12 protein-coding genes are annotated in these 18,532 nt (G+C 45.3%); 5 read left to right on the forward strand and 7 right to left on the reverse strand.

The window, feature by feature from the left end:
• From OZ660_RS08375 to OZ660_RS08395, 5 genes are all read right to left on the reverse strand, one after another.
• Complete coding sequence (locus OZ660_RS08375; RefSeq protein WP_274743189.1) at positions 1-2,043, reverse strand: acetyl/propionyl/methylcrotonyl-CoA carboxylase subunit alpha; 2,043 nt, start codon at positions 2,041-2,043, stop codon at positions 1-3.
• Positions 2,044-2,045: 2 nt separating this feature from the next.
• Positions 2,046-2,864, reverse strand: coding sequence for an enoyl-CoA hydratase/isomerase family protein (locus OZ660_RS08380; protein WP_274743190.1), 819 nt, complete (start codon positions 2,862-2,864; stop codon positions 2,046-2,048).
• Positions 2,865-2,875: 11 nt separating this feature from the next.
• Positions 2,876-4,483, reverse strand: a complete 1,608-nt coding sequence (locus OZ660_RS08385; RefSeq protein ID WP_274743191.1) for a carboxyl transferase domain-containing protein — start codon at positions 4,481-4,483, stop codon at positions 2,876-2,878.
• A 79-nt stretch (positions 4,484-4,562) separates the two neighbouring features.
• Entirely contained in the window at positions 4,563-5,732 is a 1,170-nt protein-coding gene (locus OZ660_RS08390) for an isovaleryl-CoA dehydrogenase (protein ID WP_159625048.1), read from the reverse strand.
• A complete protein-coding gene (locus OZ660_RS08395) occupies positions 5,729-6,136 on the reverse strand; it encodes a MerR family transcriptional regulator (RefSeq protein WP_159625046.1) in 408 nt (135 codons plus the stop codon). Before OZ660_RS08395 ends, OZ660_RS08390 begins: the two co-directional genes overlap by 4 nt.
• 319 nt (positions 6,137-6,455) lie before the next feature.
• Between OZ660_RS08395 and OZ660_RS08400 the strand changes: the two genes are divergently transcribed.
• The 4 genes from OZ660_RS08400 to OZ660_RS08415 all read left to right on the forward strand — a co-directional run bounded on the left by OZ660_RS08400 (position 6,456) and on the right by OZ660_RS08415 (position 11,508).
• Positions 6,456-7,631 carry a thiolase family protein gene (locus OZ660_RS08400; protein ID WP_274743192.1) on the forward strand — a complete coding sequence of 392 codons (1,176 nt, stop codon included), beginning with the start codon at positions 6,456-6,458 and terminating at the stop codon, positions 7,629-7,631.
• A gap of 109 nt (positions 7,632-7,740) precedes the next feature.
• Positions 7,741-8,706, forward strand: a complete 966-nt coding sequence (locus OZ660_RS08405) for an alpha/beta hydrolase (RefSeq protein ID WP_274743193.1) — start codon at positions 7,741-7,743, stop codon at positions 8,704-8,706.
• Positions 8,696-9,931 carry a kynureninase gene (gene kynU, locus OZ660_RS08410; protein ID WP_274743194.1) on the forward strand — a complete coding sequence of 412 codons (1,236 nt, stop codon included), beginning with the start codon at positions 8,696-8,698 and terminating at the stop codon, positions 9,929-9,931. Before OZ660_RS08405 ends, kynU begins: the two co-directional genes overlap by 11 nt.
• A 188-nt stretch (positions 9,932-10,119) precedes the next feature.
• Positions 10,120-11,508, forward strand: coding sequence for a diguanylate cyclase (locus tag OZ660_RS08415; RefSeq protein WP_274743195.1), 1,389 nt, complete (start codon positions 10,120-10,122; stop codon positions 11,506-11,508).
• Here the strand turns inward: OZ660_RS08415 and OZ660_RS08420 are convergent.
• Complete coding sequence (locus OZ660_RS08420) at positions 11,505-13,160, reverse strand: DUF342 domain-containing protein (protein WP_226433212.1); 1,656 nt, start codon at positions 13,158-13,160, stop codon at positions 11,505-11,507. The genes OZ660_RS08415 and OZ660_RS08420 overlap by 4 nt on opposite strands.
• Before the next feature lie 94 nt (positions 13,161-13,254).
• Positions 13,255-14,685 (reverse strand): exodeoxyribonuclease I, encoded by a 1,431-nt coding sequence (gene sbcB, locus OZ660_RS08425; RefSeq protein WP_202265221.1) that lies wholly within the window; start codon positions 14,683-14,685, stop codon positions 13,255-13,257.
• Between the two features lie 200 nt (positions 14,686-14,885).
• Between sbcB and OZ660_RS08430 the strand changes: the two genes are divergently transcribed.
• Complete coding sequence (locus OZ660_RS08430) at positions 14,886-18,461, forward strand: ATP-binding protein (protein WP_274743196.1); 3,576 nt, start codon at positions 14,886-14,888, stop codon at positions 18,459-18,461.
• Positions 18,462-18,532 lie beyond the last annotated feature (71 nt).

Below are 18,532 nucleotides of genomic sequence, written 5' to 3' on the forward strand. Positions count from 1 at the left end.
TTACTCCTCTTCGCCATCGGCGGTAAAGGCCAGTAGCGTTGCGCCACCATCAACCAGTTCACCAGCGTTGAAGTAAAAGCTGTCAACCACGCCATCTTTAGGGGCAACAATACTGTGCTCCATTTTCATGGCTTCCATAATCAGGATAGGCTGGCCTTTTTCTACTTTCGTGCCTGGCTCTACTAACAGGGCAACAATAGTGCCGTTCATTGGCGCATCAAAGTTGGCGTCGTGACCTGCATCGCTGTCATCACCCAGTGAAGGTAGAACAACATCAAAGCTAGCGTGAGTATCGTTGTTAAACAGCGTGAAGTGTCCGTCTTTTTCGCACACGCTATACACTGTCTTGTAACCGTCGATAACGCCGTGAAGTTGAGCGCTGTTGGCATCTAGTGCAGTTAATTCACCTGAAACCACATGCTTAGTACCGTTAATGGTTAGGTTCCATACCAATTCACCTAGGGTAGTAGTATGGTTTACGCTAATATCAAGCGTGTCGCCGTTTACCTGTAACTGCATTACTTCATTGTGAGTAAGGTTTGCACGCCACGCTCCTGCTGAACCCCAAACAGAAAGCTGTTTGTTATTGGCATTGTTGCGCTTGGTTTGCATCGCTTGGCGGTGTGTTAAGGCAAGTAGCGCCATAGCAGGTAACGTTACGCGATTAAATTGGGCGTTTTCTGGTGCAGGGGCAAATAAGTCGTCATTGTGTTTTTCAACAAACGTTGTGGTTAGCTCTGCGTCGATAAACGCTTGATTGCTAGCAACGCGTTTTAGAAAATCGATGTTCGTTGATACGCCTTCAATATGATAGTTGCCAAGCGCGTGGAGTAGGCGTTTAAGCGCTACTTCGCGTGACTCGCCCCATACCACCAATTTGGCAATCATAGGGTCGTAATACACGCTAACTTCATCGCCTTGTTCTACACCGGTATCTACGCGCACTACGTCACTTTCTGTAGGCGGTTGTAGAAGGTGTAACGTACCTGTTGAAGGTAAAAACTCATTGTTTGGATCTTCGGCATAGATACGTGCTTCAAACGCATGGCCGGTAAGCGTAAGCTCTTCTTGCTGCTTAGGAATGGGCTTACCTTCAGCAATTGAAAGCTGCCACTGAACAAGGTCTTCATTTGTGATCATTTCTGTCACAGGGTGCTCTACCTGCAAACGAGTGTTCATTTCCATGAAATAGAATGAGCCGTCTTCATCTAGCAAGAACTCAACCGTACCTGCGCCAACATAGTTAATCGCTTTCGCGGCAAGAATAGCTGCTTCACCCATTTTCTCGCGAATATCTTGCGACATATTTGGGGCAGGGGCTTCTTCAATGATTTTCTGGTGGCGACGCTGTACAGAACAGTCGCGCTCAAACAAGTAAACGCCATTACCTAAGGTGTCACAGAACACTTGAATTTCTACGTGACGCGGTCGTGTAAGGTATTTTTCAACCAACATGTGGTCGTCACCAAAGCTTGCCATCGACTCGCGCTTAGCGGCGCTAAGGGCTTGTGAAAACTCCTTTTCACTCCATACCTGTCGCATACCTTTACCGCCACCACCCGCGGCTGCTTTAAGCAGCACCGGGTAGCCCATCTCATCAGCGGCCGCTTTTAATACGGCTTCATCTTGATCATCACCGTGATAACCCGGCACAAGCGGTACGCCGGCTTTTTCAATAATATGCTTTGCCGCAGATTTAGAGCCCATGGCTTCGATGGCAGAAGCAGGAGGGCCAACAAAAATGATGTTGTTGCTCGCGCAAAGATTAGCAAAATCGGCATTTTCTGATAAAAAACCGTAGCCAGGGTGAATGGCATCTACCCCTAGCTGCTTTGCTTTTTCAATAATCAGTTCGCCGCGTAAGTAGCTTTCCTTTGATGGTGAAGCACCCAAATACACGGCTTCGTCGGCCATTTTTACATGGCGTGCTTGGGTGTCTGCATCTGAATAAACCGCTACTGTTTTTACGCCTAACAGTTTGGCTGTTTTAATAACGCGGCAGGCAATTTCGCCACGGTTAGCAATGAGTAATTTATTAATCATCTTTATTTCTCCAACCCCGCGTTATCTTGTGCGGCTGGCTTTATCCAAGCAGCGCTACGCTTTTCTAAAAAGGCACCTAAACCTTCTTGGCCTTCTTCAGATGTACGTATTTGAGCAATCAGTTTACTGGTTTCGCCCAGCAGCGCATCGTTAATAGGCTGAGACGCCACCCACTGCACTAACGCTTTTGACTGCGCGACAGCGTGTGGTCCATTTTTAACGATACCGCTGATAATGCCGTCAATCGTGCTATCCAACTCGTCTTCGGTTACCGATTCACTTAGCAGGCCTAAGCGTCTTGCACGACGCGCAGAAAATACTTCGGCAGTTTGGAAATAACGGCGACATACGCGAGCGCCCATTGCTTCAACAACATAAGGGCTAATAGTGGCTGGAATAAGTCCAATTTTTACTTCGCTTAAGCAAAACTTGCTTAGCTTGCTGCCAATGGCAATGTCACAGCAGGCAATGAGGCCTACCGCCCCACCAAACGCAGCGCCTTGCACACGTGCAATAGTGGGTTTGGGCAATGCGTACAGTGTTTGCAGCATGGTAGCTAGGCCCATCGCATCGCTTTCGTTTTGCGCTTGGGTGTAGCTTGCCATTTTTTTCATCCAGTTAAGGTCAGCGCCTGCACTAAAGCTTTTACCCTTGGCTTGCAGTACAAGGGCACGCACTCTGGTATCTTCACCCGCTTGCTTAAACAAGCGGGTTAATTCGGCAATCATTTCATCGTCAAAAGCATTGTGCTTTTCTGGGCGATTCAACGTTACGATGGCGACATCACGCTCATCAACAACGTAGGTTACAGCTTGTTCCATATTCATCGCTCCTACATTCTGAAGATGCCGAATTGAGTGTCTTCAATTGGCTTGTTAAGTGCGGCAGATAAAGACAGACCCAATACAAGGCGTGTATCGGCAGGGTCAATAACCCCGTCATCCCACAAGCGCGCTGATGCGTAGTACGGGTGACCTTGCTTTTCGTAAGTATCGATTACCGGTTGCTTAAACGCTTTTTCTTCTTCGTCGCTCCAGCTTTCGCCTGCGCGCTCTTTTTGGTCGCGTTTTACTTGTGCCAGTACACCTGCGGCCTGTTCGCCACCCATTACCGAGATACGTGCATTTGGCCACATAAACAGGAAGCGTGGATCGTAAGCACGGCCACACATGCCGTAGTTGCCGGCGCCAAAGCTACCGCCAATTAATACGGTAAGTTTTGGTACATTGGCACAGGCTACTGCTGTCACCATTTTTGCACCGTGCTTTGCAATACCGCCATGTTCGTACTGTTTACCCACCATAAAGCCGGTAATATTTTGTAAAAACACAAGGGGGATTTTGCGCATGGCACATAGCTCAACAAAGTGAGCGCCTTTCAATGCACTTTCGCCAAACAAAATACCGTTATTGGCAACAATGCCCACCGGGTAGCCGAAGATGCGTGCAAAGCCACACACCAGCGTTGTACCGTAAAGCGGTTTGAATTCGTCGAAATCAGAGTCATCAACGATACGAGCAATGATTTCACGAACGTCAAAGGTCTGCTTACTATCAGCAGGTACAATGCCGTAAATCTCTTTGCTGTCGTAACGTGGTGGCTTGATGTCGGTCACGTCTACCGTTTCAGGTTTCTTGCGATTCAATCTACCAATGGCATTGCGCGCTAGCGACAGCGCGTGATGGTCGTTATTGGCTAAGTGATCAGCCACACCTGAAATACGCGTGTGTACATCGCCTCCACCAAGCTCTTCTGCAGTAACCACTTCACCTGTAGCGGCTTTTACCAAAGGTGGACCACCAAGGAAAATAGTGGCTTGCTCTTTAACAATAATGCTTTCATCGGCCATGGCTGGCACGTAGGCACCACCTGCGGTGCACGACCCCATAACGACCGCTATTTGCGGAATGTTTTTGGCTGACATATTGGCTTGATTAAAGAAAATGCGGCCAAAGTGCTCACGGTCAGGAAATACATCGTCTTGGCGAGGCAGGTTAGCACCGCCTGAATCTACCAAGTAAATACAAGGTAGATTGTTTTGTTCGGCAATGGTTTGCGCGCGAAGGTGCTTTTTAACGGTAAGAGGGTAGTAGGTACCACCTTTAACTGTTGCATCGTTCGCAACAATCATACACTCAACGCCATTGACCACACCAATACCGGCTACCACGCCCGCGCAGGGTACATAGTCTTCGTACACTTCCCACGCCGCAAGTTGGCCAATTTCAAGAAATGGCGTGTCTTCATCTATCAGCGCATTAATACGATCGCGAGGTAATAGCTTGCCACGAGAAACATGGCGCTCGGCGGCTTTTTCACCACCACCTTGTGTAATTTGATTTATTTTTTCGAGAAGATCGTCCACTTGCGCCTGCATAGCCTCGCTATTGGCAACAAAGGTTTCAGATTTCACATTAATCGTAGAGCGAAGAACGGGCATGACCCCTCCTTGTGTGACAGCCTCTTAAATTAAGAGGCTGTGTTGTCGTTTGGTACTAAAAGTGAGATTAACGGCTTTATTATTTTGATTCGTTAAACAGCTCTCGGCCGATAAGCATTCTGCGAATTTCAGATGTACCTGCACCAATTTCGTAAAGCTTAGCATCACGTAATAGGCGACCAGTAGAGTATTCGTTGATGTAGCCGTTACCGCCCAGTAGCTGAATAGCGTCTAATGCCATTTTGGTTGCTAGCTCGGCAGAGTAAAGGATAGCGCCTGCGGCGTCTTTTCGCGTAGTTTCGCCGCGATCACATGATTTCGCTACCGCATAAACATAAGCGCGGGCCGCATTCATTTGGGTGTACATGTCTGCAACTTTGCCCTGAACCAGCTGGAATTGGCCAATTGACTGGCCAAATTGTTCACGGTCATGAATGTACGGTACAACAACATCCATACAGGCCTGCATAATGCCTAGCGGGCCACCAGAAAGTACAAGACGCTCGTAGTCTAGGCCGCTCATTAATACGCGTACACCTTCGCCTTCGTTGCCGATGACGTTTTCAGCCGGTACTTCACAATCTTCAAATACCAGTTCGCAAGTGTTCGACGAGCGCATACCTAGCTTGTCGAGCTTTTGCGCGCGAGTGAAGCCAGGGAAATCACGTTCTACGATAAACGCAGTAATGCCGCGTGGGCCTGCGTTTACGTCAGTTTTCGCATAAATAACAAAGGTATGTGCATCTGGACCATTTGTGATCCACATTTTGTTGCCGTTTAAAATATACTTATCGCCGCGCTTTTCCGCTCTTAGTTTCATGCTAACAACGTCAGAACCTGCGTTTGGCTCACTCATTGCCAACGCACCGATATGCTCACCCGATACCAGTTTAGGCAAATACTTTTCGCGCTGGGCATCGTTACCGTTTTTGAAAATTTGGTTTACACAAAGGTTAGAATGCGCGCCGTAGCTCAAACCGATGCCCGCTGAAGCACGACTGACTTCTTCCATCGCAACGGTATGTGCAAGATAGCCCATGTCTGAACCACCATATTGCTCAGAAACTGTGACGCCAAGCAAACCCATGTCGCCCAGCTTGGTCCATAGCTCGTTTGGAAACTGGTTGTCGGCATCTGCTTTTTCGGCCAATGGTGCAATTTCGTTTTGCGCAAACTGATACACCTGATCGCGCAACATGTCGATGTCTTCGCCAAGGCCAAAGTTTAGAGTAGGGTAAGCGGTATTCATGCAATTTTTCCTCGTTTGAGTTCTGCGAGTTCTTCGCGGCAACGTGCTTCTACATCATCAAGTTCCGTCATCAGCATTTGAATATCTTCAAGCTGTTGACGCAGCACGGCACGTTTTTGTTCAGTCATTTCCAACATGGCTTCTAACTGAACAGCCGAATTAGGGTTGCTGTCGTACATGTCGAACAAGGTTTTGACTTCAGCCAACGAAAAACCAAGGCGTTTGCCGCGAAGAATAAGCTTGAGTCGCACTCGATCTTTATTCAAATAAACGCGGTTTTGTCCGGTTCTCGATGGAGACATTAAGCCTTGCTCTTCGTAAAAACGGATAGAGCGAGGTGTTATGTCGAATTCGCGAGCAAGCTCGCCAATGGCGTAAGTCGTTTCGTCGTCGTACTTGTTCATTACATGTACCTTATTTTTAAGCGCTTTCTTGCTACCTCACTTTTCTTTTAAAAAGTGGGTTATGTAACTACGTTTATAGCACTAACGTGCTATTCAATTGTGATGCACTAATACGTAGTGTTTTGTTGACACTGTCATAGTACAGGTTTACGTTAACGTTAATTACAATTTACGTTAAGGTAAAGTAACATTTTACTAACGTCAATTTTTCATGGTGTTGACGGTAAGTTGTCACACTTAAGGGTGTTTACTTTTTTATACAAGCGAACATCTTTAGCTAGTTAAGTAATTAATTTTATTGAAATTTAAGGGCATGGTTATGAGTAACGAATCAGTAGTGATAGTCGCGGCTAAACGCACACCTATGGGTGGTTTTAACGGCAGCTTGTCAGGCGTGTCAGCCACACACCTTGGCGAAGTGGCGATTAAATCAGCGGTTGAAAACCTAGATGTGTCAGCAATTGACGAAGTGATCATGGGCTGTGTGTTACCTGCAGGTCTTGGACAGTCACCTGCACGTCAAGCGTCATTAGGCGCGGGATTACCACTGAGCGCGGGCGTAACCACTATCAATAAAGTGTGTGGTTCAGGCCTTAAAGCTGTCATGCTGGCGCACGACTTAATTAAAGCAGGCAGTGCAGAAACCATTGTCGCTGGTGGTATGGAGAGCATGAGTAATGCGCCGTATATGTTGCCAAAAGCTCGCACCGGCTACCGTATGGGGCACGGACAAGTGCTAGACCATATGATGCTTGATGGCTTGGAAAATGCCTACGATGGCAAGGCTATGGGGTGTTTTGCACAAGACACTGCAGATGAAGAAAGCATTACCCGCGGCGAAATGGACGAGTTTGCACTTAGCTCACTGTCTAAAGCACACGAAGCGATTAATAGCGGAACGTTTAACGATGAAATCGTGCCTGTCACTCTGTCTACACGAAAAGGTGATGTGGTAGTTGATACTGATGAGGGCCCAGGCTCAGCGCGCCCAGAAAAAATCCCAACGCTGCGACCTGCCTTTAAGAAAGACGGCACAGTAACTGCGGCTAACTCAAGCTCAATTTCTGATGGTGCAGCAGCACTGGTGGTGATGAGTGAGAGTAAAGCAAATGCGCTTGGCCTAGTACCACTAGCCCGTGTTGTTGCTCATGCCACACACTCTATCGAGCCAGAGAACTTTACTGTTGCTCCTGTTGGCGCGATGGAAAAAGTGCTCGATAAAGCGGGTTGGCAAAAAGAAGATGTAGACCTTTTTGAAATTAACGAAGCGTTTGCCATGGTGACCATGTTGGCCATAAAGAAATTGGGTCTAGACGCTGAAAAAGTTAACGTAAAAGGCGGCGCATGTGCACTTGGTCACCCAATTGGTGCATCAGGCGCGCGTATTCTTGTGACCTTGCTACACGCACTGAAACAGCGTGGCGGTAAAAAAGGTATTGCGTCACTGTGTATTGGCGGTGGTGAAGGTGTAGCACTTGCAGTAGAAATGCTTTAGTGTAAACCTAAAGAAGTTTTAATGTTTTCGGTGGCACCAATGAAGGTGCCACTTGTGTTTTAATGACGTTAAAAATAAAAATTAATAAAACAAAAAAAGCACATTTAACATGGATAAAACGAAGGTTTCATTGCGCTTACTGCTAGCACTATTCATCTTCACGAGTACTTCGTTGCCCGCCAGCGAGGGCGAGTCAGCTGTATCAGTCAGTGACCAGAATCAAGACCCAAATCAAGTCCAAACTCAAACGCCTGCACCAATGCGCACACAGGTTGGGTATGGTGAGCTACTTTCACTGGAAACTCGCCCTTCAGATAGCACAATCACCTACGGCGAAGATCCGTTGCAGCGCGTCGAAGTATGGCGCGCAACCGCACCAGCTAATGCTGCATTAGTATTTATTCACGGTGGCTGTTGGCTCAACACCTACGACTTAAATCACGCCAAAGGGTTTTACCACGCACTTGCTGAGAAAGGTATCACCACGTATGCAGTGGAATACCGTCGAACTGGCGATGAAGGTGGTGGTTGGCCAGGCAGCTTGCACGACGTATCGGCGGGCATTACTGCTTCATTAGATGATGTGGCGCGCAATAATAGTAAACAAACTGTTGTACTAGCGGGTCACTCAGCAGGGGGACATCTTGCTTTGTTAGCGGCACAATCGCTAGGTGCTGATTTTCCAGGTACTATGTCGCCAGGTGCTATCAAAAGTGGCCACGTGAATAACACCAACGTTCAGATTCAAAGTGTACTTGGCCTAGCTGCAATTACCGATGTAGCAAAATATGCGATGGGCACAAATAGCTGCCAGTCAGCTACAACGGCATTTATGGGGGGCGAACCTAGTACGGCAGAGTCTGCGTACACTGCAGCCACGCCAGATTCGTCAAAAAGTGATATTCCCTTTCATTTGCTTCACGGTAGTAGCGATAGCATTGTGCCAGTGCACCATGCATCACTGACAGGGGCTGCATCAACCATTGTTCCGTCTGGTGGACACTTTGATTGGTTACATCCTGAATCGACATCATTTCACGCATTATTAGAGGTTATTAGTCAGCATGGTTACTAAGGTTTTTTCTGCTGAGCAGTTAGATGATAAAGACCCATTGCGCTTAAAACGTGACGAGTTTGCTCTTCCCCAAGACACTATCTACTTAGACGGTAACTCGCTAGGACCTCTGCCAAAAGCGGCCGAAGTGCGTGCACATGATGTTGTAAAGCGACAGTGGGGTGATGGGTTAATTACTAGTTGGAACCAGCATCAATGGATTTCGATGCCATCACGAGTGGGAGATCGTATTGGTCAACTCATTGGTGCTGCGTCTGGCCAAGTAGTCTGCTGTGATTCTATTTCTATCAACCTGTTTAAAGTGTTGAGCGCTGCGTTGAAAATGAATCCGTCACGTAAAGTAATTGCTACTACCCGTGATAATTTCCCCACTGATATTTACATGGTTCAGGGGTTGTTAGACCTACTTGGCGATGAATACAGTCTTCGCTACATAGATGAAGGCAACATCTGCAATGAACTTGATGAAGACGTCGCTGTAGTTATGCTTACCCAAGTGAATTTTCGCACGGGCAAAAAGCTCGATATGCAAAGGGTGACAGCATTTGCTCAGAGCAAAGGTATTTTGACATTGTGGGATCTTGCGCATAGTGCAGGGGCATTTCCTGTAGACCTTGATGCCTGTAATGTGGACTTTGCTGTGGGGTGTACCTACAAATATCTTAACGGTGGTCCAGGCGCGCCGGCCTTTGTGTATGTTGCCCAGCGTCATCAAAAAGATTACCAACAACCGCTCTCAGGTTGGATGGGACATAGTGCCCCCTTTGAGTTTTCACCTGACTACACGCCCGACCCAAGTATTAAGCAAAATCTTAGCGGGACACCTAGCGTGATAGGTATGAGCATACTTGAAGCGTCGCTTACCGTATTTGACGGCGTATCGCTAAAAGCTATCGATGAGAAATCAAAAAAGCTTCAAGCATTTTTCATTGCAGAGGCTAAAAGTACAGGTGTGTTGGATGAGTTTACGTTGGTAAGTCCCAATGTTGATAATCGTGGTAGCCAGATTGCGCTTGCACATAGCGATGCCTACGCCATTTGTCAGGCGTGGATTGCAAAGGGAGTTATTGCAGACTTTAGGGCCCCCAACATACTGCGAATTGGTTTTGCGCCGCTATATTTGTGTTTTAAAGATATTCAAATCGCTGTGCAGAAGCTTTCCGAAATTATCAAGAAGCAAGAATACAAGCATGATGTTTTCCGCCAAAAACAAGCCGTTACCTAATGTAAGGAAAAACAAAGTACAAACCTTAAGTTTAAGCAAATATCTGATTTATAGTGTGAAAATATTGCTTTTTACGTATTAAGCGTTAATACTTCGCGGTTGATGTCAATAATAGTTGGGTCGTAGAGGTACTGTTGAGCAGGGTGTTTAAGTGTTATTTTTTTCAGGCGTTTTTTTGGGTAACGTTAGTGGTAGCTACTCCAAGCTTCGCATACCTGCAAAACACGAACAGTAACGATAATTCAGCGCCTGAAGAGGTTACATACTGTATTGATCCCAATTGGGCACCCTATGAAGCAATCCGTAATGGTTCTCATATCGGTATCTCTGCGCAGTACCTAGATATTGTTTCTGAACTTTCCGATCTTAAATTTACCCTAGTGCCAACACAAACGTGGCAGCAAAGCCTTGAATACGTTCAACAAGGGAAGTGCCGCGTTATTCCCATGTTAAACACGTCTGATTATCGAAGGCAGTTTCTGGATTTTAGCTTGCCATACTTTGAGGCGCCAAATGTACTGGTTGCCAAGTCAGGTACACCTATGCTGCAAGGGTATGGCGGCGTGGGCAACCGTTCTGTAGGCGTTGTACAAGGTTATCGCCAAGTTGAATATATTTCTCGCCACTATCCGAGTTTGCGGCTAAAGCTTATTGCATCTGAGCAAGAAGGCTTGAAACAATTAGCAAATGGCGAATTTGACGTTATGGTGGGGTCCTTGATGAGTGTGAATATGCACATCAACAATCTCAAACTTAAAGATTTAATCATAGTAGGCTACGCAGAGCCGTTCGATTCGTTAGCATTCGGTGTTAACAAATCTTATGGTTACTTGGTAGATAAGATTAACTACGCCATTGAACGTATTCCTGAGAATCGCAAAGTAGAAATATATAAGCAATGGAATAACGTACAAGTTCGCTACAGTCGCGATTACCTTAAACTGTTCTTGTCAGTTGCTGTAGTGCTTATGGTGTTGCTTCTTATCATCGCGAGAAAGCGTTACCGTGGGCACTTTACACGCATCATTCAACAGAAAAATGAAGAAATAGGCACCTTGCAGGCGGCATTACTAGAGAAGAACAGAACACTCGCGTTTTTGTCTTCACACGACAATGTCACAGGCTTGTATAACCGAAATCATATGATTCAGCGGGCTGAAGAAGAGATCTCGCGTTTTCAACGCTTTCACACGACGGCGTCACTTATCGTTGTTGAGCTAACGAGTATTAACGATGAGCAGTTTAATTTCGATACGAACACCAAAGAAGATGCGCTTAAAGTTGTTGCAGCGAGTTGCTTAAGTACAGTACGCGAAGTCGATGTAGTATCGCGCTTTAGTGATGAGCAGTTTATTGTGCTGTGTCCACAAACGTCAGTGGAGCATGCAAAAAAACTCGCCGACAGGCTTTTAAATTGTATGTTAGGTCATCAACTACTTAACGACACGTTTAAGATTGCTGTAGGCATGACACAACTTCATGAAGATGAAGAGTTCAACGAGTGGTTTGAACGTACAATAAAGGCGCTATATCAATCTAAGCGCCTTGGATATGGTAATGTCTCTGTGGCTGATTAAACGATAGGCTCGTAGTGCCATTGATGCGCGTCATAGCGAATTTGAGCCCGGTCGTACTCTCTTTCTGAACGCCAATTTCGGTTATTTAGCTTAACTGAAACACCAGGGTATAAACGTTTATTAGCAACCAGTTTGATATCTTGCTGGTATTGCTCTTTGGCCTGTTTAACATCATTGGCCTTATTTTCAATCCACTCTAATAACGCACTTTCGTTGTTAAACAGTTCTAGAGCTTCAGTGACTTTGCGTTGTAACTCTTTTGGCACTTTCTTACTTTGTAGTAACTCTATTTTTTCTTTGTGCTTTAAGTTGTTCTCGCGAATTTGCTTTAAAAGTTCGTCTAACGATTCCTTTCGTTCCAGCAACAGATTAAAACCCGGACTAAAGTCGATTTTAAGGGTACTCCCAGATACCGCACCTAATGTTCCCGCCTCAATTTTATTTTGACTGACAATGTCGCAGGCAAAAAGATTACCCATTGGGTTGTCAATCTGACCTACGGTTACTGAGCCACCACAGCGTAGTTTGCTATATGCTAATTGCCTGCCTATGGTAATGTTGCCGCCGCACTGCACCTCAATGCCTTGGCCGTGCTGAACATGCACGCTACCTGCTGCCACAAGCTTACAATGAAATTCGCTGTCGCCATCATTCACTTTACCCATTGCACCTTCGGTAACGATAATATCGCCACCAGACTCAATGTATGCTGACTCAACAAAGCCGTTAATCGTAACATCGCCAGCGGCTTTAATTTCCATCTTCTCAGTAACATCGCCGTTAACTAATACAGCACCTTCGTAGTTCACATGACCAGAGCCGACATTGACACCGGTACAAATAAAGGTGTCGTCAACCTGCATGGTTTGGTCGCGATACTTTGGCATCCCTGAAATAGACGACATTAGCAGGTTGGCGTCATGATCTGACACTACAGTTCCGCCGCCCATTTTAAACTCTACCCACTCACCTGCCACTGCTTCAATCTTGTTGCCTTTAATGTCAAAGCCTGTCCGGCCTTGTGTTGGCTGTGTTCTGCGTAGCACGGGTGTATTTACTTTGACGCAAATTACTTCACCCAAGTTGCGCATATCAACGCGTTCGCCCTTGCCGGTTTGCGGTTTTAAAACGCGCTCTAACGCATTAGGCACAAGGGGAATGAACTTCGAATTCTTGCCGTTTCGCGCCGGTAGACCTTTGGCAACGGTTTTTTCAATAACGGTTCCGGGCTCGACGTGTTTTGCTTCTTCAAGCACCGATGCGATTGCCTTAATCCCCAAGCCCCGAACAATTTTGTTTTTCTGTGCTAGCAATTTGATGGCATTGAGTGAAGGCATTTTGCCGCCGTATGGCGTGGTAAGTACAAGGTTCGCTTGCATGGCATCTTCTGGGACTCGAAATTCAACCTCTGCGTTTTTGCGCTCACCAATGCGTTCGTTTACTTCGGTGTCATCACCGGTTTTAAAGTAATGATTGGCGGTATCGCAGGCTGATTTAAGTGATTTCTCTGAGATATAAAGGCGTTTAGTTTCTCCTGATGATAATTCATCGATTATGTCACTCATGCTTACCTCTGAGGCGAACTCAGCAGGCTTTAGTGTTAACTCAATATAGGTTCTTGATTCATCGAAACTAATAACTACGCCATTCATCACTTCTATTTTCCTTGCGCACTTGTAATTTTGTTATCGGCGGCATTAAAAAAATACTTAGTATCCTTTAATTTATGCTCATCCCACACATCCGTCAAAGGTTTTCCGCGTATTGAAAGAGTGCTCTTAATATTGCCTGTTTTTCTGGGTTATCGTGATGTTCATGTGCCAGTTGCTCTAATCGCATCATGTATTGCTCGATTGTTATCGAACCATGAGAGTTAGGATCGGTAAGGCGCGCTTGTCGGTGATGCTGCCATCGCGTTACTTCATCAGCAGTAAGCGTGTTTGGGTAATTGCGAGCACGATACCTAAATAGTAGCTTTTTGAGTCCTTCGTGCTGTGTTTTTTCTGCTAACGTCGCTAGATTTTCCGGTGAAGATGATACAACTTGCTCGCACCAACGCTTATCCTCGTCATTTAAAAACCCTCCACTATACAAGGCATGGTCGATATCGTGTTCGTCTGCACGCTCGTCAATGGTGAAAACCTGAGCGAGCTTTTCTGCTAACTCTGGATGCGCCGCAAGTTTACGGTAGTTATCCAAACACTTTTCTCTGTCTAGCCCCAAACGCGCTGCATTTTCTTCCGTCATCGCTTTGGCTGTTGTAATAAAAGGTGAGCGGTTTGCATGAATCAGTTTTAAGCCTGGTCGCTCTAACGGTGAGTCATACTCATCCGCTGAAGCATACAGTGCATTTCTTATCTCCTCGGCTGAATCAGAGATAAGTGACTCCACATCGTGAGCCAAATCCACAGTAATAAACGCATTGTTGTTGGTGGGATGTTTAGCCACTGGCATAACCCACGTACAACAACCTTGTTTGGCAGGTAATTTCGAAGATATGTGAAGTAATACCGACGGTTTCGATAAATCGATTTGCTGCATTACGGTGTGCTTACTTCTAAGTGAGAATGCGTAATCGAAAAGTCTTGGCTGTTTATTTTTAATCAGTTTTGCCAGCGCAATCGTTGCATACACGTCACTTAATGCATCATGGGCATTTTGATGTCCGATATCATTTGCTGCGGTAAGCGCTTCTAACTTAAAGCTCGGTGCACCATCGTCTCGTGTTGGCCAATTGATGCCCTCGGGGCGCAGTGCATAGCAAGCCCTCGCAAGGTCAATAATGTCCCAGCGACTGTTGCCGTTTCGCCACTCTCTCGAATAAGGGTCGTAAAAGTTACGGTAAAACAGGAAGCGCGACACTTCATCATCAAAGCGTATGCTATTAAATCCAACGCTACAGGTATTCGGTGTCGACATCTCTTGAAAGATGCGAGCAGCGAAATCGGCTTCGTTTGAACCGTCGCGCAGCGTTTGCTGCGGCGTAATTCCAGTGACCAAACACGCCTCAGGGTGTGGCAAATAGTCGTTGGCGATTGCGCTCATTATGTTAATTGGCTTACCAATGATATTGAGCGAGAGGTCTGTTCTTACCGCGGCAAATTGGCAGGGCAGATCTTTTTGTGCACTGGTGCCAAAAGTTTCAAAATCGTGCCAAAGAAAAGTAGGTGTGTGCATAATCACCAAAGTGAATTTTATATGTATTTTGAAGGCAGTTTACACTGCGTAATTTTGAATACCAAATGCTGCCCAATATTTAGGCTTTGTAGGGAGGCTTGCAGGCAGTTCACGCTGCTTATGTGTCGTTCATTTACTTGCGTAAATGGCGTTTACTGACTAGTTTTTATGTAGTCAGAGCTAATTTGGATAGTCTTCTTTTGTCCGCAAACCTCCATCACTTATCATTGCTAAAAGCAAAGCGCACTTTGCTGTGGGCTTTGGCACTTTCAATTTTCCTTATCGTTGTTACAGTTGTCTTTTTTGAAAACCGCATTCGCCAAAGTGCCGAACAACAGACTTTTGAAGCACTAACAGAAAGCGCTCAGGAAGTTGTGGACGTAGTGGATGCGAATTTACGAACCTATATGGATACATTGCGGTTTTTGCATAGTTCACCTGCTGTGCAAGGGGTTGTTGACGCAAGTTTGAATGACAAAGTAGATACCCAAGAGGGAATGTCAACGGAGCAGTGGAAGCGCCAAGTTGAAAGCATGTTTGCAGTGTTTATGGAGAATAATAGGGAAATTGACCAACTGCGAATCATACTTGCCGATGAAAAGGGAAGCGAATTTATTCGGGTCGAGCAAGTCGGCAAAAGTATAGAAATTGTTGCTCAACCTGAGTTACAAGAAAAAGGTAATCGCGATTACTATGTTGAAAGTGTTAGCAAAAATAGAAATGAATTTTACATTTCCAACATTAATCTAAATCGAGAATACGGAGAAATAGAGTTTCCTTATAAGAGTGTGTTGCGTTTGTCGCTGCCCTTATTCAGTGAAAATGGCGAGCGTTTTGGCTTCATAATCGCAAATATTAACGCGCAGATCCTTCTGACTAAAATGCAAGACATGCTCTTCGGTGCTCAACAACTCATCGTGACGGATGCCGATGGCTTTTTCATTGTACATCCAGACCCCAATAAAGTGTTTTCAAAAGACCTTAACAAGGAAGTGAAGTGGTCGAGTGAATACCGTTCTCCTTTATCTCCTGGTTTCGCTACTATTCAGCCTCTGCGAAATTCTGATGAAGCGTTTTATGCGGTAACGCAATCCTTTAACTTATCGCCTACAAGTTCACTCAAGCCGCTTAATTTGCATGTGTTAACGTATCAACATAGCGTTAATGGCATAATCAGTGACAAGCGCATAGCTGTTTATAGCTTTGTCCTGATAATTCTATCGGTTTTGGCATGTATCTTATGGTTTGTCTACCGAAGTAGTAAAAGCAGTTTAGCGCTAGCTAAGCTCAGACGAGAGTCAGCCGCTATTGTCGCAAGTTCAAAGGATGCCATTTTTAGCGTTGACAGCAAAGGCAAGGTAAAGAGCTGGAATATGGCAGCCGAAACAATGTTTTGTGTACCAAGCCAGTTAGTAATAGGTCATCATTATTCTTCATGTAAACCCCTTGCGTCGTTGGGCTTGGAAATGGCGTTTTCCGAAGCTGAGACACAAACTACCTTTTCAGCACATTTCTCTGATAATTCATGTGATGAAAAATACCTGCAAATTACCGCGTCGAAAATTCTCAATGATGAGGATAATTTAACAGGTATAGCGGTAGTGATAAGAGATGTTACTGACGAACGCCACGCCAAAGCCGCGGTAGAGAAAATTAATTTGGAGCTTGAAGAGAAAGTGCAGCGCCGAACGATTGACCTAGTTACGGCAACTAAAGAGGCCAAGAAGGCCAGTGAAATAAAAAGTGCATTTATCTCTAATATCAGTCACGAGATGCGTACGCCACTTAACGGAATTGTTGGATCACTGTCGTTACTAAAACGTCATTCGCTTAACGAGAAGTCGATGCAGTTGTTGTCGATGATGGAAGTAAGCTGCAATAGTTTAAGTACACTTATCAATGACGTACTCGATTTGTCAAAAATTGAAGCGGGTAAATTGGATATTAATAACCAGAATTTTAATCCGATATCGCTTATAGAATCACTGGCAAGAGTATTTGTAGTGAAAGCCGCAGACAAAGGGCTGCATTTACTCGTCGACACAACTGCATTATCAGACGTTACAGTTTACTCTGACCCTCATAGAATAAGTCAAATTCTCAACAACCTGTTAAACAACGCGATAAAATTTACAGAAAGCGGTCATATCCTGTTGAGTGCGGCAATCTGTAGCGGGCAGGGTGAAGAACAAGAGCTTCATTTTAGCGTTATTGATACTGGAATGGGGATAGCAAAGGAGAATCAGTCGAAACTCTTCACGCCGTTTACTCAAGCTGATTCTCACGTCGCCGTGAAATACGGTGGAACTGGGCTAGGGCTTTCTATTTGTAAACAATTATCTCAATTGATGGGGGGCGATATTTCCTTTAGGTCAACGCAAGATGCTGGAAGTGCGTTTTCGTTTTTTGTTACTTATCCCATTTCACACGTAAATCAAGACGCTCACAACAATGTTAAGTATAAAACAAATAGTGAATGCCCGCATAAAAAGTGGGCAGTAAGTGCGCCATACAAACCACTGGAAGAAAACCTTTATTCACTGTTGCTTGATGCCGGCGCAATGGTAGACATTATTGATGATAAAGCGGGAATGGACATAACATTGACGTGCTATGACGCCATATTGCTAGACGAATCAAGTGCTTTATTGTATTCACTAGACGAAATATGGAAGCAGGCTGCACTAAACAGTCAAAAGGACAGCATGCCTGAGGTATATATACTTCAACGCATTGACGCGGCTCAGCATAAGTATACAGAAGTCGTGCCCCAATATTTGCACAAGCCTTTATTCAGTACAACGCTCACAACGCTTTCTAAAACGCACCACGGCGCAACATTGACGCCCATAAGTTCAGATATTCACTTGGATGACTTAGGACAACACTCTAATGTAAAGACCTTACAAGGCACTGATTATTCCGCTTCAAAAGAGCCCCGGGCTGTTGATAATGCCAACGTTATTGTTGTCGATGATAATCTGATAAATCGTGAAGTTGCAAAAGGGGTTTTAGAGGGGTTACCAATAAATGTCTTTACCTGTAACGATGGTGAAGAGGTCATTTCGTTTTTACAGAAATGTGAAGAAAAGCAACAACAGATCCATGCCATTTTGATGGATTGTCAAATGCCTAATATGGATGGCTATGAAGCAACTCGCGCAATAAGGGATGGTGAAGCTGGAAAAACATTCATAGACGTCCCCATTATAGCCATGACGGCGAGCGCGATGTTAGGCGAGCGAGAAAAGTGTCTTGAAGTGGGCATGGATGACTTCACAACAAAGCCAGTGATGGCCGAAGTACTTATTCCTAAAGTGAAGCGCTGGTTAGCTGAGCGGATGAAAAGGTCGGGTTATCATACCGATAACGTTTCGCCGTTGGTCGACAAACTGATTAATAATATCAATGACGAAGTGCAGGGGTTGTCCAGTGCAGTACCTAAGAGTCGCTATTGGGATAAAGATAATGCGATAGCTAGAATAAAAGGCGATAAAGCACTGTTCTCTCGTGTTTGTAATATGTTTGCTAACAGTGCGCCTGATAAAGTGAAGCTGCTAGAAAAAGCCATAGCACATAAAGACGCTGAACAGGTGAAATTACTTACGTTGAAGTTAAAAGGCATGTCTGCTGATATTGGCGCGGTGCAATTGCAAAGCGACTTTGAGTCGCTTTGGGCACTCGCTAAGGCTGAGCGATGGTATGACGCGCTTGAGCAAGTACCTGCGGTGGAAGCGGATTTATCCTTGTTTTTAAAAATAATGGACGTGGCATAGTCATGTTGTTAAAAAGCACGCTTTAGGTAGATTGCGCCTCAATCAACAGCACATAGAAAACTCGTGAATTT

It is taken from the genome of Alteromonas sp. 009811495 (genome assembly GCF_028865455.1).
Lineage (GTDB): Bacteria > Pseudomonadota > Gammaproteobacteria > Enterobacterales > Alteromonadaceae > Alteromonas.

Excerpts from the sequence above, each read along its gene's own strand:
- OZ660_RS08375 (WP_274743189.1), bottom strand. The coding sequence starts at position 2,043 with ATGATTAATAAATTACTCATTGCTAACCGTGGCGAAATTGCCTGCCGC.
- OZ660_RS08380 (WP_274743190.1), bottom strand. The coding sequence starts at position 2,864 with ATGGAACAAGCTGTAACCTACGTTGTTGATGAGCGTGATGTCGCCATC.
- OZ660_RS08385 (WP_274743191.1), bottom strand. The coding sequence starts at position 4,483 with ATGCCCGTTCTTCGCTCTACGATTAATGTGAAATCTGAAACCTTTGTT.
- OZ660_RS08390 (WP_159625048.1), bottom strand. The coding sequence starts at position 5,732 with ATGAATACCGCTTACCCTACTCTAAACTTTGGCCTTGGCGAAGACATC.
- OZ660_RS08395 (WP_159625046.1), bottom strand. The coding sequence starts at position 6,136 with ATGAACAAGTACGACGACGAAACGACTTACGCCATTGGCGAGCTTGCT.
- OZ660_RS08400 (WP_274743192.1), top strand. The coding sequence starts at position 6,456 with ATGAGTAACGAATCAGTAGTGATAGTCGCGGCTAAACGCACACCTATG.
- OZ660_RS08405 (WP_274743193.1), top strand. The coding sequence starts at position 7,741 with ATGGATAAAACGAAGGTTTCATTGCGCTTACTGCTAGCACTATTCATC.
- kynU (WP_274743194.1), top strand. The coding sequence starts at position 8,696 with ATGGTTACTAAGGTTTTTTCTGCTGAGCAGTTAGATGATAAAGACCCA.
- OZ660_RS08420 (WP_226433212.1), bottom strand. The coding sequence starts at position 13,160 with ATGAATGGCGTAGTTATTAGTTTCGATGAATCAAGAACCTATATTGAG.
- sbcB (WP_202265221.1), bottom strand. The coding sequence starts at position 14,685 with ATGCACACACCTACTTTTCTTTGGCACGATTTTGAAACTTTTGGCACC.